This window comes from Priestia koreensis, from assembly GCF_001274935.1.
In the GTDB taxonomy this organism is placed as follows: Bacteria; Bacillota; Bacilli; order Bacillales; family Bacillaceae_H; genus Bacillus_AG; species Bacillus_AG koreensis.
Window position 1 is genome coordinate 154,180 of the sequence record NZ_LILC01000013.1, and the last position, 13,530, is coordinate 167,709.

The following is a 13,530-nucleotide window of genomic DNA, read 5'->3' on the forward strand; positions in this document are numbered from 1 at the left end:
CCTTTCTCCCTTCCTCCTATTTTGTGTAAGCTTATTTCGGTTGATAAATGTCATCGAACGTGCCACCATCATCAAAATGTTTCGCCTGCGCCTTTTTCCAACCTCCAAATTCTTTATCTACCGTAACGAGATCAACTTTCGGGAATACATCACTATATTTGGCAAGGACTTTCTCGTTTCGCGGGCGATAAAAATGCTTTGCCGCAATTTCTTGCCCTTTCTCTGTATAGAGATAGTTTAAATAAGCATTTGCTACTTTTTTCGTTCCTTTTTTCTCGGCATTTTTGTCTACAACCGCAACGGGAGGTTCCGCTAGAATGCTGAGGGATGGAACAACGATATCAAACTTATCTTTTCCAAGCTCTTGTTGAGTGAGCAGTGCTTCATTCTCCCATGCAATTAATACATCTCCGATACCACGCTCTACGAAAGTAGTGGTAGCACCACGAGCACCTGAATCCAATACTTCTACATTTTGATAGAGCTTTTTCATAAAGGCTTTTGTTTCTTTCTCCTTGCCTCCGTCTTGTTTATCTGCATACGCCCAAGCAGCTAAATAGTTCCATCTAGCTCCCCCTGACGTTTTTGGATTTGGTGTGATGACTGAGACGCCTTTTTTCGTTAAATCGTCCCAATCTTTAATTCCTTTTGGATTCCCTTTTCGTACTAAAAAAACAATTGTAGATGTGTACGGCGTCGAATTATCTTTTAATTTCGTTTGCCAATTCTCAGGGAGAATGTGACGCGTTTTCGCAATTTCATCGATGTCATACGCAAGCGCTAAGGTGACCACGTCTGCCTGTAAGCCGTCGATTACAGCTCTCCCCTGACTTCCTGACCCACCGTGAGATTGCTTCACCGTTACGGTCTGATCAGTTTTATTTTTCCAATATTCAGTAAATTCTTTATTGAAGTCTTGGTATAATTCTCGCGTTGGATCATAGGAAACGTTTAATAGCTCCACAGGTTTTTTAGAATCATTTTTAGAACCTGACGAGGACTCACTGCTTCCACATGCAGATAGTAACACCGTGCTTAGAGCCATAATAGAAGCAAATTTCAGCCATTTTGTCTGTCTTCGTCTCATTCGAATTCCCCCAATGTTAGTTGTTTTTATAGAAAAAAAGACTGCACGTTAGATGAGCAGTCTTCAAATCTCTTTCTGATCTGTAACTGTCTATAAGATAGGTTGGTTTGTAGATCCTTTTTTTTCTAAGGCAATTTTGTAATCACGCTCCAAGTCACTGAGCGTTTGGGAGTAGATGAGTGGATCATCTGGTCGGTATACTCCTAAAAATAAAAGTTTTTGAATGAGGCATTTCCGGCTCATTTCAACGGCTTCCTGAAAAATTTTACCCATGAATGGAACTCCTTTTTAAGAGGTAAGCCCTCTCGTAAGATTCATTACTGGGCGATCGATGTTGGGAAGACAAGCGCTTCACTTCGACATATGGTACGAATAAAGCTTATACATCGCGCAGCAATCAATTCTTTTTCATAGTCCATTGATGCCACGTGGTACGAATTGCGAAGCGTTACTTTCGTTTTTTGGACGGCGCGCGTTTGTTCAAGCAGATAATCCGTATTTGTCGCAGGAACAACGTGATCCTCAAGGGATGCAAATGAAATGACTGGACACGTAATCTGCGATAATGAAGACCTCACAAACTTCATTAAGGAGAATAATTGTTTAATAGAAGCGGTAGGCGCATAATCGTACGTAATTTCATAAACGTCTGGTTTTTTAATATCAGGTGCCCCTTCCAGTATATAGCGCTCGCACGTCTCCGTTGTATATCCCTCCATGCATGGAATAGAAGAAATGGCCGGATTAATAAGCATAATTCCTGAAATAGATGAAAACTTACTTGCCAAATAAGACGTAAGCGCTCCGCCCATGGATTGCCCGACGACAAATACGCGTGCGCACTGCTTTTTCAAATGACGATACGCCTGTGTAACATCCCCGATCCAATCTTGGAACGAATACGTCTCTAAATCTTTGTAATGCGTCCCGTGACCGCTTAGCCGCGGTGCATATACCGTATATCCCTTCTCTCCGAACGACTGCGCTAGAAACTCAACGCTTTGTGGTGTGCCCATAAATCCATGAATCACTAAAACACCCGTTTCATTACCATTTATAAAAATTGGCTCAGCACCTTGAATAATTGAGTAAGTCGTCATGCTTTCATCTCCCTTGAAAAATATTCCTTTTCGCTCTGTTTTATCTTTTCTCTATCTTAAACCCACAATTCCTACCTGTCAACGATGAATTAAAAAATATTTTTATTTTCTGATTATTTAACACAATAAAAAACCCGAGATGGAATCATCTCAGGTTTTTACGTTATTGACGAACAAGTGGATATAAAGAAGATACGTCAATTTTATTTGCTTTGTAGTAGTCTAGAATGCCAAGTACGATCGCTTCTGCGTCTTTTTGACGCCAGTAGTCAGACTTTAGCTTCGCCGCATCCGTTGAATTGTTAATAAAGCCAAGCTCTGCTAATACGGCAGGCATTGAATTGTATTTATTTACATACAAATTCGTCGGATGTATTCCACGATCAGCTAATTTCCACTCTTCTACTAAGCGCTTTTGAATACACTGTGCAAGCAGCTTGCTTTGGGCATTATACGGATTTGTTGCCCCTGCATAGTAATGCGTTTCAATCCCAGTTCCTGACTCGGGTTTTGCACTGGAGTTAATGTGAATGCTGACAAAAATATCTCCCTTTTGCTGCTTCGCAATGATCGGTCGATCTTTTAGCTCAATAAACACATTCGTGCTTCTCGTTAAATAGCTTGGAACAGACATGCGATTAAGCACTTGCTGTACCTTTAGTCCAACATCTAACACGATGTCTTTTTCATTCATCCCATTTCCAATTGCTCCCGTATCTTTTCCACCATGACCTGGATCAATAATGATTTTTTTATTCGCCAGTGGATTTAACACAGGGCTAGGAGTCGTAGGCGTTGTCGGATTCGGATCAGGCTGATTCGTATCCGTTGCTCCTCCGCCGTTTGTCGGTGTGATCGCTAAATAAGAAGATGACACGAAACCAAAAAATGAATTTTTATCATCAACTACTTCTGCCCACGTTCCAACGAAATGATCGATTTTGAGCATTTTTCCGTTTCCGACAGACGCAATTTTCCCGTACTGAGTGGAAGGACCTGTACGAACGGTTAAGGCACTTGCCGTTACTTTCCCCTGCTGCGGGAATGCTTTTGTGTATCCTGATCGGAATGATGAATTAATGGCGCGGGCAATAAAGACCGCATAGTCAGCACGCTTAATTAGCTCATTTCCACCAAACTGGCCGTTGCCAAGTCCTGTGGAGATCTTTTTTGAAAGCAACGCTTGGTTTGCACTTCCGGTATTTGTTGCGCCGTAATTAAACGCACGTGAAATGAGCAGCGCCATTTCACCACGTGATACCTTCTGCTCCGGCTTAAACGTTCCGTCTGCATAGCCGCTCAGATAGTGCTTCTCATATGCCGACTGGATATAACCTGCTTCCTTTGCACTTGCCTGCACGTCAGAAAATTTTGTTTGACGCTGTGTGCCGTCAAGCTGTGTTGCTCTGCCAATAATAGACACTGCTTCTGCTCTCGTGATGGTTTCATCAGGGTTCAAACGGTTACTTGACGTATTCAAAATGCCCCCTTCAGCTAAAAAATTCACTTCTTTTGCTGCTCGATGGTTGTTTGGGACATCCACAAACGTTGTTTCGGCTTTAACAGTTAGATTGGAGAATGTTCCAAGCATTAAAGCAAAAACAACGGGAAGAACTCCTGCCGTTCTCTTTTTCATATGTAACTTCCTTTCCCTGTTCCTTTTTACCATTTTTTATCCGTAAGACCTAGAAACTATTTCCACAAAAATAGACCTTACTCCTTTTTTTTCGTCATTTTTTTTGGAAAGTTAATAAAAATTAAGTCGAATGTATGAAAAATATTAAAAAAGAAACGCGAGGGTAAAAAAAATAGCCCTTTTCGGCTATTTTCAGTGATTATAAGGTGGAAATCTGCTTGTGAAGTAATTGTATATACGTTTGGATTCCTTTTACATCATAGCTAGATAATAAGCTTACAAGCGCTTCGATAATAACTTTTTTCGGTTCTTTTTTCTGAAGCTCCTCCCTTAGAGCACGAAGGGAAACGTACACTCGTTCAATTCCCTCACTATAGTCGGGTTGATTGACGAGAAATTGTTCAAAGTCTGCGACTATTTGAAGCATCTGATGAAACGGTGTAGGAGGCTTTTGCTCCTCTTCAAAAAAACTTTTCATTAGCTCAAAGCTTAAAAGTGGCTCGTCCTCTTCTTTAAATCCATGCATAACGGAGTCTAACCGGTCTAGCATAAAAGATGGAATACGCTCTAAAGAGAGCTTTTTATCATCCATAAAAATGTAAAATAGGTATTCCTTCATCATTCCGTTCAGCATTGTCGCACAGTCCAGCACGTACTGCTTGTGAGACTCACCGTATATCTCTAAAAGCTGGCTACAGTACCACTTCATCGTTTCAGAGCGGATATTTGCGACAACTTTGCTGAGCTCTTCATTTACTCGAAGCGCCTGTTCTCCCATTCTCATACGAACAAAATGCTTGTGTCGATTAAATTCCTGAAGTTGGACCGTTAGTTGTCGAATGAAACGCTCACGAGGCGTTAAGTCTTCATCTTCGCCAATTTCAGATATTTTCTTAAATAATACTTCGTAGTGATAGCGAAAGATGGAAATCGCCATTTCCTCTTTCGATTTAAAATAATTATAGATGGAGGCTTTTGCAATCCCGCTGCGTTCCGCAATTTCTTGCATGCTTGCGGCGTGATAGCCTTTTTCAGCAAACAGCTTCATGGCCTCCTCTAAAATTTGGATTTTCCGGCTCATGGTTACACCTCAATTCTTTAGAGAGAAAGGAGCCAACCCAAAAGATCGTATGCCTTTTAAGTCAGCTCCTCGTTCATAGTTTACATTATTGTCGTTTTAACATACGACGTTCTTTCTTCACTTGTCTGCGGAAGAAAATTTCGTACATAACCGGAATAATAATCAAGGTTAGAATCGTTGAGGATATTAATCCACCAATAACCGTAATCGCTAATCCTTTGGAAATAAGCGTACCAGATGACGTAGAAAGTGCTAATGGAATAAGCGCAGTAATCGTCGCAAAAGCCGTCATTAAAATTGGACGTAAGCGAGTTTTACCAGCTTCAATTAACGCATCGTCAATGGTCATGCCTTTTTCTTCACGGTTTTGACTAACGCGGTCTACTAATACAATAGCATTCGTTGTTACAATTCCTATTAGCATCAGGAATCCAATCATAACGCTAATCGATAATGGCTCTCCAACGATCACTAGGAATAGCAGTGCCCCGATCGGTACGAAAACGAGTGATGATAAGATAATAAACGGTATACGTGCTTTACCGAACGTAATTAACATTGTGATGTATACAAGACCAATAGCGACAATCATCGCAAGACCAAGGTCTTTGAACGTATTAACGGTTTCTTCACTACCGCCACCACCTTCAAGTGATACATCTTTTGGTAGATCTAATTTTTTTACGCCTTCAACAACATCATTGGTTGTTTGACGAACGTTATCCGTTGTTACTTGAGCAGATACTTGAGCAAATACTTTTCCATCTAATTTTTGAATCGCGGTAAACGTATCCTTTTCTTGGATATCCGCTACTTCACTTATAGGAATTGGACCTTTTGCTGTAAATAGCTGCGTATCTTTCAGCTGATCAACAGACGTTACGTCTTTGCTGTATGAAAGCTGTACTTGACGTTCTTTTCCGTCTAATGTTAATTTCCCTACATCTGCAGGCTGTGTTTGATCGGCAATCGTACCAAGAATCTGCATGCCTGATACGCCGTACTGATCCGCTTTTTGTGGATCAATATCAATAACCACCTGGCGCTGTTTATCTGAGAAGTTATTGGAGATATTTTTCAATTCTTTGTTTTCATTCATGTAATCTTCTACTTTTTTCGATGCTTTTTGAAGAGAATCTAAGTTAGAAGAATACAGATTAATATCGACGTTATCGTTTGTAGGTGGTCCACCAGAAGATTGTTCCTGAACGCCTACAAGCGCTTTTTTGGACTCTGCGGATGCGATGTCGTCCATTTTCTTCTGTAATTGTTCCACGTACTTACCAGTATCGACGTTGTCTTTTAACGTAATGAAATAGTTTGCTTGATTTTGGCGCTGTAAGCCCGTCATGAAGTTACGGCCACCAACGTCTGCTGTTACTTCTTTAATATTTTTTTCTTTTCCAAACATCTCTTCTAGTTTAAGAGACACGTTGTTTGTTTTTTCTAGCGGTGTTGAACCAGGTAGCTCAACGGATGCCACAAGCGTTTTTTGTTCTTCATTTGGAATAAACGTGAATCCAAGCTTTGGAACAAACGCAAATGATCCAACTAGGAGAAGAATAGAGACTAATAGAACGATCCACTTGTGACCTAATGACCATTTGATTACTTTGGCATAACCTCGTTGTAGTGCGCCTTCTTTTTCTTCAGCAGGCACTTTCTTAAATGAGAACTTCGCTAAAATTGGAACAATGGTTACCGCTACAAGTAACGATGTAATAAGCGAGAATACAATCGTTAGGGCAAACGGTAGGAAGAACTCACTCGTAATTCCACCAACGAATCCAAGCGGTAAGAATACAACAACGGTTGTAATCGTTGAGGACGTAATGGCCTTCAAAATTTCTTTTGTTGACTCTAGGACAATCTCATTATTAATGGTTGTTTCGGCACGACGAACGCGTCTAAAGATGTTCTCAATTACTACGATACTGTCATCTACAACGCGTCCGACCGCAACCGCCATCCCTCCGAGCGTCATAATGTTTAGTGAGATATCAAGCTGTTGCAAGAAGATCGATGACACAAGCAATGAAAGTGGAATCGAAATAATCGCAATAATCGTTGCGCGGATGTTACGTAAGAACAGTAGTACCGCAAGTGATGCGAAGACTGCACCAAGCAATCCTTCACGTACTAATGTTTCAACAGAGTCTTTAATCCCCTGTGCAGAATCAAACCCAATTTTGTAATCCAGTTTGTTATCGTACTTGTTTAATACTTTCACTACTTCGTCTGCTACTTGCACACTGTTAGCATCTTGTTTTTTCGTGATTGCCATTGAGAAGGAATCTTTTTCGTTGTAGCGAGTCAATTGTGATTGATCACTTACTTCCTCAATTTTAGCAATATCAGAAAGTTTCACTGGCGGTGCGTTTGGAATAACAGCTGATTTAAACGTTAATTCCTTGAGCTTCGCCACTTCGTCTACTTTCTCTTGTACACGAATTGGAATTTCTGTTTCTGTTTCTTGAACTTTCCCCGCTGGGAATGATAAGTCTTTGCTTTTTAGCTGATCTTTAATATCGTTTAAAGATAGCCCAGCTTTTGCTGCTTTGTCTTTATCAACGGTGATTTGAAGCATTTGCTCTTTTAATCCACCCGTTGAAACGCTATTAATACCTTCAATTTTATTTAGTTCTGGTGTTAAGTCATCTTCAATCACCTTTTGAAGATCTGTATCACCTTTAGCAAATAGCGAAATGTTGTAAATAGGCAGCGCACCAAATGAGAATCGGTTTACTTTCGCCTTTACTTGATCAGGCAAGGATGAATCATCAATGTTGCTATTAACCTGTTGTTCAACCTCATCCATGTCTGTATTGAATGGGAATTCTAAATTAATAATCGCCACACTCTCATAGGATGAGCTCTGGACTTTCTTAACGCCTTCAATTCCCTTAAATTTGTCCTCTAATTTCGAAGTCACCTGTTCATTAATATCTTCTGGAGAAGCACCAGGATATGTCACTTCTACAGATAACTGTGGAAACTCAATATTCGGAAGTAAATCCACCTTCAGTTTTGAAAAGGAATATAAACCACCTAATATGAGTAAAAATGAAATGATAAACACGGCCACCGCATTTTTTAAACTAAAGCGTGTTAAAAAATTCATTTTGTCCTCCTCTGTACCTACATTTTATTTTTCCGACCGATCGGTTGGTCGTATTTATCGACCGATTGGTCACCTGTGATAAATATAAGGGATATAAAACCCATTTGCAACTTCAAACTGTTTAATCATTGTTAACGTTTTGTGAAGTAATTGTGAAAGCAAAAAAAAAGTACCCGGTGCTCATCATGCACCAGGTACGACAGGAAGGTGATCCGCAACAAGTGAGGGGGGTCAAGTGTGTGCGGAGTGTTTCAGTATGCTAGTAGTTTCTTTCCCGCCTTTTTGGAATTAAAACCATAAATTTTGTTTTTATTTTACGCTCCATTTTGATCCCCATATTTTCATCTCTCTAAGAACCAAATTCAGCGAAGCACCTTTATCCGTTAACGAATACTCTACCGTTACAGGAACCGTTGCGTGAATTTCTCTTTCAACAATCCCATTCTCCTCAAAGTGGCGAAGCGTATCTGTGAGCGCTTTCGGGCTAATTCCTTTAATGGATTTGCGAATTTCTCCGAATCGTCTCGTTCCATCGAATAATTCTTTTAATACATGAAAGGACCATTTCCCTCCTAATACATTGATGACTTCTTCAACTGAGCAAGAAATATCCTGCTCCTCTTCTACGGTTAAAATAGGGTAATGATTTAGATCAGCAGCCACGCTTTTTCCTCCTACATAGGGGCCAGTTACGTTTTGGTAACTAGCTTAAAAAATTTTCAGTTATTTTCATCGCGATCTACTTATACTATACTAGTCGTTGGAAACGTTCGTATGATGATTCATTAGTAAATGACTACATCTATTATGATTCGAACACAAACGGTTGTAAAGTCTAAGGAGGAATGAACAATGGAACGCGTACAATTAAAAGAGGATTTGCAATTTTCACGAATTATTCACGGTCTATGGCGTCTAGCGGATTGGAAACAATCTGATCAAGAGACGCTAGCACTACTTGAACAGTGCCTAGAGCTAGGAATTACGACGTTTGATAATGCAGATATTTACGGTGATTATTCATGTGAGGAGCTATTTGGAAAAGCATTAGCGCTTAAACCAGAGCTTCGTGAGAAAATGGAGCTTGTGACGAAATGTGATATTAAATTACTTTCTGATCAACGTCCAGAGCATGGAATTAAACATTACGATACAAGTAAAAAACATATTATTTGGTCAGCAGAAAACTCACTTAAAAAATTAGGTGTGGACAACATTGACGTTCTTTTAATTCACCGTCCTGATCCATTAATGGACCCTGCTGAAGTAGCAGAAGCGTTTCGCCAGCTGAAACAAGAAGGAAAAGTAAAACACTTTGGCGTGTCCAACTTCCTTCCTTCACAGTTTGATATGCTGAGCTCTTATTTAGATGAGCCGCTTGTGACAAACCAAATTGAAATTTCGGTTACGCACTTAGAAGAATTCCACAACGGATCAATTGATAAGTGCTTAGAAAAACGCATTGCACCAATGGCATGGTCTCCTCTTGCTGGTGGTCGTATTTTCAGCGGTGATGACGAAAAATCTACACGCGTTCGTCAAACGCTTGAAAAAATCGCCGGTGAAGTTGGTGCCGCGAGCATCGATCAAGTCATGTATGCATGGTTGCTTCGTCACCCAGCGAACATTATGCCAATCGTTGGCTCAGGTAAAATTGAGCGCGTGAAGAGTGCTGTAGAAGCATTAAATATTAACTTAACGCGCGAACAGTGGTTTGACATTTGGACAAGTTCACTAGGACATGAAGTCGCATAAGAAAACAGACACAAAGAGCCTCGTATAACTGCGAGGCTCTTTGTTTAATAGTGAGGAAACGCTTCTTTTAGCTTCTTTAAAACGAACGTTTCTCGTTTTATCCAGTCATGTTGAGTCTGTAGACGTTCGTTTTGCTCAATCGCTTCGTCTAACGTGACCCATTTAGGCGTATATCCTTGCTCTGCCTCATAGTCATCCAATTGTTGAGACCCCATCTTTTCTGTCAACAATTCACACAAATAATAATGAGAGGTCATTTCAAATAGCGCATCCACTGCATAATCATCGGGATTTCGCTCAATGATCGTTCCCACATAGCGTTGAATACGGCAATCATTGTATCCCGTCTCTTCCTCCATTTCTCTGCGCAGTGCCTCTTCCTTCTCTTCCCCTTCATCGCGCCCACCGCCAGGAAATTTATAATCTCCAAACGTTGAATGAACCATTAAGATTTGACCGTTGTGCAAGATCGCTGCTCGAACAGCTTCTCTCGTGTGATGCTTTTTGAATTGATCTACGTTCTTACATTCTGAATGTTCAAACTCATCGTAAAAAGTATCCATACATCCTCCTATTTTATCCTACAAACATTTGTGAAAGAACTGTCCCTATTCCGATTACCAAAGGTAGAAACAAAACGGGGATCAAGGCCTTTCGATACGGTATATACTTTCCTAGTGAGAAAACCACCGCCGCCATAATAATATAATAAGCAATCGGCTCGACAAACCAATATTTGAGTGGATGTTCAAAGAAAAAGCGCCCGAAGAGAACAGAAAACACGATACCAAAAAGAGTGCAGTGCCACACGTAGTTCCACTGCTTCACATAATCCCTGACCAAAACGTAAATAGAAGCTGTAAGAAATGTCGTCAAATAAACCATTGGTAGAGAATAGATCACTATAATAGTAAAATCAAACAAACTCGATACCTGCAACAAAAATACAAATGCGAGAAAGCAAATAGAGCTTCCGATAAAATAACGAAAAAGCATACCCCTCACTCCTTTACCATTATTTTACTATTCGTTAAAAGAAATGGATAGGGGCATAAAATAATTTATTCGTTAGGCCTGTGATGTCATTGGGTGCTTGAATTCCTTGGGAAATAGTTCACCCTCTTGACGGACAAATAGAACGTTTGAATCTTCGTATACTTCCTTTTCACAGGCTAGATCATCACTTGGTGTAAAATGCAAAATAACCTTGGTCGTATTCTCTAATACTAGGCTATGAATTACCGTTTCTAGATCAACTTTCTGTTCTGAAATCACATCAAACAGATGTAACACAGCCCCTTCATGCTGTGCAATGACAATGGCGTTCTCTTTCTCTACGTAATAGAGGTGATCTGGAAAAACGTAGAGACAATAAAACATGACTAGTTCAGCTGCATAAACGGTGCTGAAGCATGTTGAAATAGCTGAGCGGTTTTGCGCTTTTTGGTAAATAAAATACCGATCTGCTGTACTGTGACCGCTTAGTTTTTTAGGCGCACTCGATTCGACCTCTCTTTTTACAACAGGATACGTATACAGCGTTTCTTGTTTCGGAAGGAAGCCAAACTTCGGATAAAAGTCTAATACGCTTTGATTTGCATACAAATACATAACGTCCACATGAGCAAAATCTTCCATCACTTTTTTCATGAGCCAAGTTGAATAGCCTTTGTACCGATATCGTTCATCTGTCATGACTGTGCCGATTTGAATCGCTTGTGTTTCTTTATTATGTATAAGAAGACTTAGCATGTTCACTGAAACATTCGCAACTATTTCTCCACTTTCATTGACCAATGAATACGGATTGTATCGTTCAGACCAGTAGCCGTGCTGATAGTAGGCTTCAAAATTGAGTCCAAACGTTTTTGTGGCCAATGCATTAAAACTATCTCTTAGCGCTTGATCGTGTTTGTAGCTATGAACGAACTCGACAGAATCCATTTCGCATTCTTCCTTTCCGTTTTAACATTTACCGAGGGGGAGAGTGATAAAAACAGCCGTTCCTTCACCCTTCCTGCTTTCAATCCATACCTCTCCGCTATGTGCTTTTACTAAACGCTTTACGATAGAAAGACCAAGTCCACTTCCACCTGAGCGCCGGTTTCTAGACGGATCATCGCGATACAAGCGCTCAAATGCCCGCTGAACACCTTCTTTGCTCATGCCTTCTCCGTTATCTCGGATGGAAAGCAGAGCATACCCACTTTTTTCTTCTACTGCCACTTCTATTTCTCCACCTCTTGGCGTATAGGCCAGAGCATTGGTAAGGATATTTAATAACACTTGAATCATTCGTTCGCGATCAGCTGCTAGGAAACACGGATGTAGTTTCGTTTGGATCTTGATATTTTTTTGAATAGCAGCAGCCTGAACGGCTTCTATAGCCTGCATCATAATACCGCTTATATCAACGTACTCCTTCTTCAACGTGAATTGTGGCGCCTCCACATCGTTCAGCCGGTCAAAGTCTTCAATCAGATGAATCAAACGATTGATTTCTTCTGTACAAGAACGGAGTCTTTCAGTAGTAGGCTCCCACACCCCATCTTCAAATGCCTCCATGTGACTTTTAAGAGTTGAAAGCGGCGTTCGCAGTTCATGGGCGATATCAGACGTCATTTGTTTCCTTACCGATTCTTGTGCTTGAAGCTGCTCTGCTAGTTGGTTGAGTGATTTCCCTAACTCACTGACTTCGTCATGTCCCTTCATGTCCGTTCGAACTTCCCAATTTCCATTCGCCATCTCCTCAGCCGCATATCTCATTCGAACGAGAGGAGTAGACATTTTTTTCGCGACAAAGTAGCTGACGATCATCACAAGAAGAAACACCCCGATGACCGTATAGAGAAGCGATGATAGCAGCGCTCTCTCTAAATGATGGCTAAGAGGATTCGTTGCTTGACTGTGAGCGGATTCATTTTGAAACATAGCAAGGTGGTAATGAATCTCGGTAGCAATAATTGCACTTGCAAGAAAAAGGATACAAAAAGCGCTTATGACAAAATATTTTGTCATACGTAGGTGTAGGCCGCTCAACCTATCTTCCCTCCAGAAAATCGATAGCCGATTCCATACGTTGTTAAAATATATACGGGCTCTTTTGGATTTTGCTCAATTTTATGACGTAAATTTTTAATGTGCTGATCAATCGTTCGGCTGTCACCTTCAAAATCTATTCCAAGCACTCTCTCGATTAATTCATCTCGTGAAAATGTCCGTTCCGGATTTCGTGCCATGAATACAAGGAGCTTATACTCGTTTGGCGTAAGCCCTGCTCGTTCCTTTTCAATATACGCTTCTTTTTTCCCTGTATGTATCGTAAGCCCACCCTCATATGACAATGTTTCTGCTAGAAGATCGCCTTCAGTTGAACGGCGTAAAATCGTTTTAACGCGCATTACCAATTCCCTTGGACTAAAAGGCTTTATCATATAATCATCCGCTCCGACCGTTAGACCCTCAATACGCTCATTTTCCATTACTTTGGCCGTTAGCATGAGAATCGGAACAGAAGACTGACGTCGAATCGTCTGACAAACGTTTTCTCCTGAAAGATCAGGTAACATGAGGTCTAAAATAATAAAGTCTGCTTGATTACTTTTGCTAATTGCCTCTTTTCCTGTTTCTGCTTCTAGCGTTTGAAACCCTTCTTTTTGCAAATAAGATGAAACGACTTCTCGAATTTTTGGTTCATCATCAACGATTAAGACATTCTTCATGGTGAATCTCCTCTCTATCTATTGCTTT

Annotated in this window: 13 protein-coding genes; 1 reads left to right on the plus strand and 12 read right to left on the minus strand. The window is 40.5% G+C overall.

Features of this window, described 5'->3' with window-relative positions:
* Positions 1-31: 31 nt before the first annotated feature.
* The 7 genes from AMD01_RS09875 to AMD01_RS09905 all read right to left on the minus strand — a co-directional run bounded on the left by AMD01_RS09875 (position 32) and on the right by AMD01_RS09905 (position 8,688).
* Positions 32-1,087, minus strand: coding sequence for a sulfate ABC transporter substrate-binding protein (locus AMD01_RS09875; RefSeq protein WP_053401237.1), 1,056 nt, complete (start codon positions 1,085-1,087; stop codon positions 32-34).
* A 90-nt stretch (positions 1,088-1,177) separates the two neighbouring features.
* Positions 1,178-1,360 carry a Fur-regulated basic protein FbpA gene (locus AMD01_RS09880; RefSeq protein ID WP_053401238.1) on the minus strand — a complete coding sequence of 61 codons (183 nt, stop codon included), beginning with the start codon at positions 1,358-1,360 and terminating at the stop codon, positions 1,178-1,180.
* Positions 1,361-1,404: 44 nt separating this feature from the next.
* Complete coding sequence (locus AMD01_RS09885; RefSeq protein ID WP_053401239.1) at positions 1,405-2,187, minus strand: alpha/beta hydrolase; 783 nt, start codon at positions 2,185-2,187, stop codon at positions 1,405-1,407.
* Between the two features lie 163 nt (positions 2,188-2,350).
* Positions 2,351-3,823, minus strand: coding sequence for an N-acetylmuramoyl-L-alanine amidase (locus AMD01_RS09890; protein ID WP_053401240.1), 1,473 nt, complete (start codon positions 3,821-3,823; stop codon positions 2,351-2,353).
* 199 nt (positions 3,824-4,022) lie between these two features.
* Entirely contained in the window at positions 4,023-4,904 is an 882-nt protein-coding gene (locus tag AMD01_RS09895) for a TetR/AcrR family transcriptional regulator (protein WP_083446503.1), read from the minus strand.
* Positions 4,905-4,989: 85 nt separating this feature from the next.
* Positions 4,990-8,025 carry an efflux RND transporter permease subunit gene (locus AMD01_RS09900; RefSeq protein WP_053401242.1) on the minus strand — a complete coding sequence of 1,012 codons (3,036 nt, stop codon included), beginning with the start codon at positions 8,023-8,025 and terminating at the stop codon, positions 4,990-4,992.
* A gap of 309 nt (positions 8,026-8,334) precedes the next feature.
* Positions 8,335-8,688: a winged helix-turn-helix transcriptional regulator gene (locus AMD01_RS09905; RefSeq protein ID WP_053401243.1), complete on the minus strand. Its 354-nt coding sequence runs from the start codon at positions 8,686-8,688 to the stop codon at positions 8,335-8,337.
* A 189-nt stretch (positions 8,689-8,877) separates the two neighbouring features.
* Here AMD01_RS09905 and AMD01_RS09910 point away from each other — a divergent pair, with 189 nt between their 5' ends.
* Positions 8,878-9,780, plus strand: a complete 903-nt coding sequence (locus tag AMD01_RS09910; RefSeq protein ID WP_053401244.1) for an aldo/keto reductase — start codon at positions 8,878-8,880, stop codon at positions 9,778-9,780.
* Between the two features lie 44 nt (positions 9,781-9,824).
* Here the strand turns inward: AMD01_RS09910 and AMD01_RS09915 are convergent, their stop codons facing one another.
* The 5 genes from AMD01_RS09915 to AMD01_RS09935 form a co-directional block, all read right to left on the minus strand.
* The gene (locus tag AMD01_RS09915; RefSeq protein ID WP_053401245.1) at positions 9,825-10,343 is read right to left on the minus strand and encodes an NUDIX hydrolase; all 519 of its coding nucleotides are present in this window, start codon (positions 10,341-10,343) and stop codon (positions 9,825-9,827) included.
* 13 nt (positions 10,344-10,356) lie between these two features.
* Positions 10,357-10,776, minus strand: a complete 420-nt coding sequence (locus tag AMD01_RS09920; protein ID WP_053401246.1) for a hypothetical protein — start codon at positions 10,774-10,776, stop codon at positions 10,357-10,359.
* Positions 10,777-10,848: 72 nt separating this feature from the next.
* The gene (locus AMD01_RS09925; protein WP_053401247.1) at positions 10,849-11,724 is read right to left on the minus strand and encodes a GNAT family N-acetyltransferase; all 876 of its coding nucleotides are present in this window, start codon (positions 11,722-11,724) and stop codon (positions 10,849-10,851) included.
* A gap of 21 nt (positions 11,725-11,745) precedes the next feature.
* Entirely contained in the window at positions 11,746-12,798 is a 1,053-nt protein-coding gene (locus AMD01_RS09930) for a sensor histidine kinase (protein ID WP_157052690.1), read from the minus strand.
* A gap of 17 nt (positions 12,799-12,815) precedes the next feature.
* Positions 12,816-13,502, minus strand: a complete 687-nt coding sequence (locus AMD01_RS09935) for a response regulator transcription factor (RefSeq protein WP_053401249.1) — start codon at positions 13,500-13,502, stop codon at positions 12,816-12,818.
* Positions 13,503-13,530 lie beyond the last annotated feature (28 nt).

Excerpts from the sequence above, each read along its gene's own strand:
- AMD01_RS09875 (WP_053401237.1), bottom strand. The coding sequence starts at position 1,087 with ATGAGACGAAGACAGACAAAATGGCTGAAATTTGCTTCTATTATGGCT.
- AMD01_RS09880 (WP_053401238.1), bottom strand. The coding sequence starts at position 1,360 with ATGGGTAAAATTTTTCAGGAAGCCGTTGAAATGAGCCGGAAATGCCTC.
- AMD01_RS09885 (WP_053401239.1), bottom strand. The coding sequence starts at position 2,187 with ATGACGACTTACTCAATTATTCAAGGTGCTGAGCCAATTTTTATAAAT.
- AMD01_RS09890 (WP_053401240.1), bottom strand. The coding sequence starts at position 3,823 with ATGAAAAAGAGAACGGCAGGAGTTCTTCCCGTTGTTTTTGCTTTAATG.
- AMD01_RS09895 (WP_083446503.1), bottom strand. The coding sequence starts at position 4,904 with ATGAGCCGGAAAATCCAAATTTTAGAGGAGGCCATGAAGCTGTTTGCT.
- AMD01_RS09900 (WP_053401242.1), bottom strand. The coding sequence starts at position 8,025 with ATGAATTTTTTAACACGCTTTAGTTTAAAAAATGCGGTGGCCGTGTTT.
- AMD01_RS09910 (WP_053401244.1), top strand. The coding sequence starts at position 8,878 with ATGGAACGCGTACAATTAAAAGAGGATTTGCAATTTTCACGAATTATT.
- AMD01_RS09915 (WP_053401245.1), bottom strand. The coding sequence starts at position 10,343 with ATGGATACTTTTTACGATGAGTTTGAACATTCAGAATGTAAGAACGTA.
- AMD01_RS09920 (WP_053401246.1), bottom strand. The coding sequence starts at position 10,776 with ATGCTTTTTCGTTATTTTATCGGAAGCTCTATTTGCTTTCTCGCATTT.
- AMD01_RS09925 (WP_053401247.1), bottom strand. The coding sequence starts at position 11,724 with ATGGATTCTGTCGAGTTCGTTCATAGCTACAAACACGATCAAGCGCTA.
- AMD01_RS09930 (WP_157052690.1), bottom strand. The coding sequence starts at position 12,798 with ATGACAAAATATTTTGTCATAAGCGCTTTTTGTATCCTTTTTCTTGCA.
- AMD01_RS09935 (WP_053401249.1), bottom strand. The coding sequence starts at position 13,502 with ATGAAGAATGTCTTAATCGTTGATGATGAACCAAAAATTCGAGAAGTC.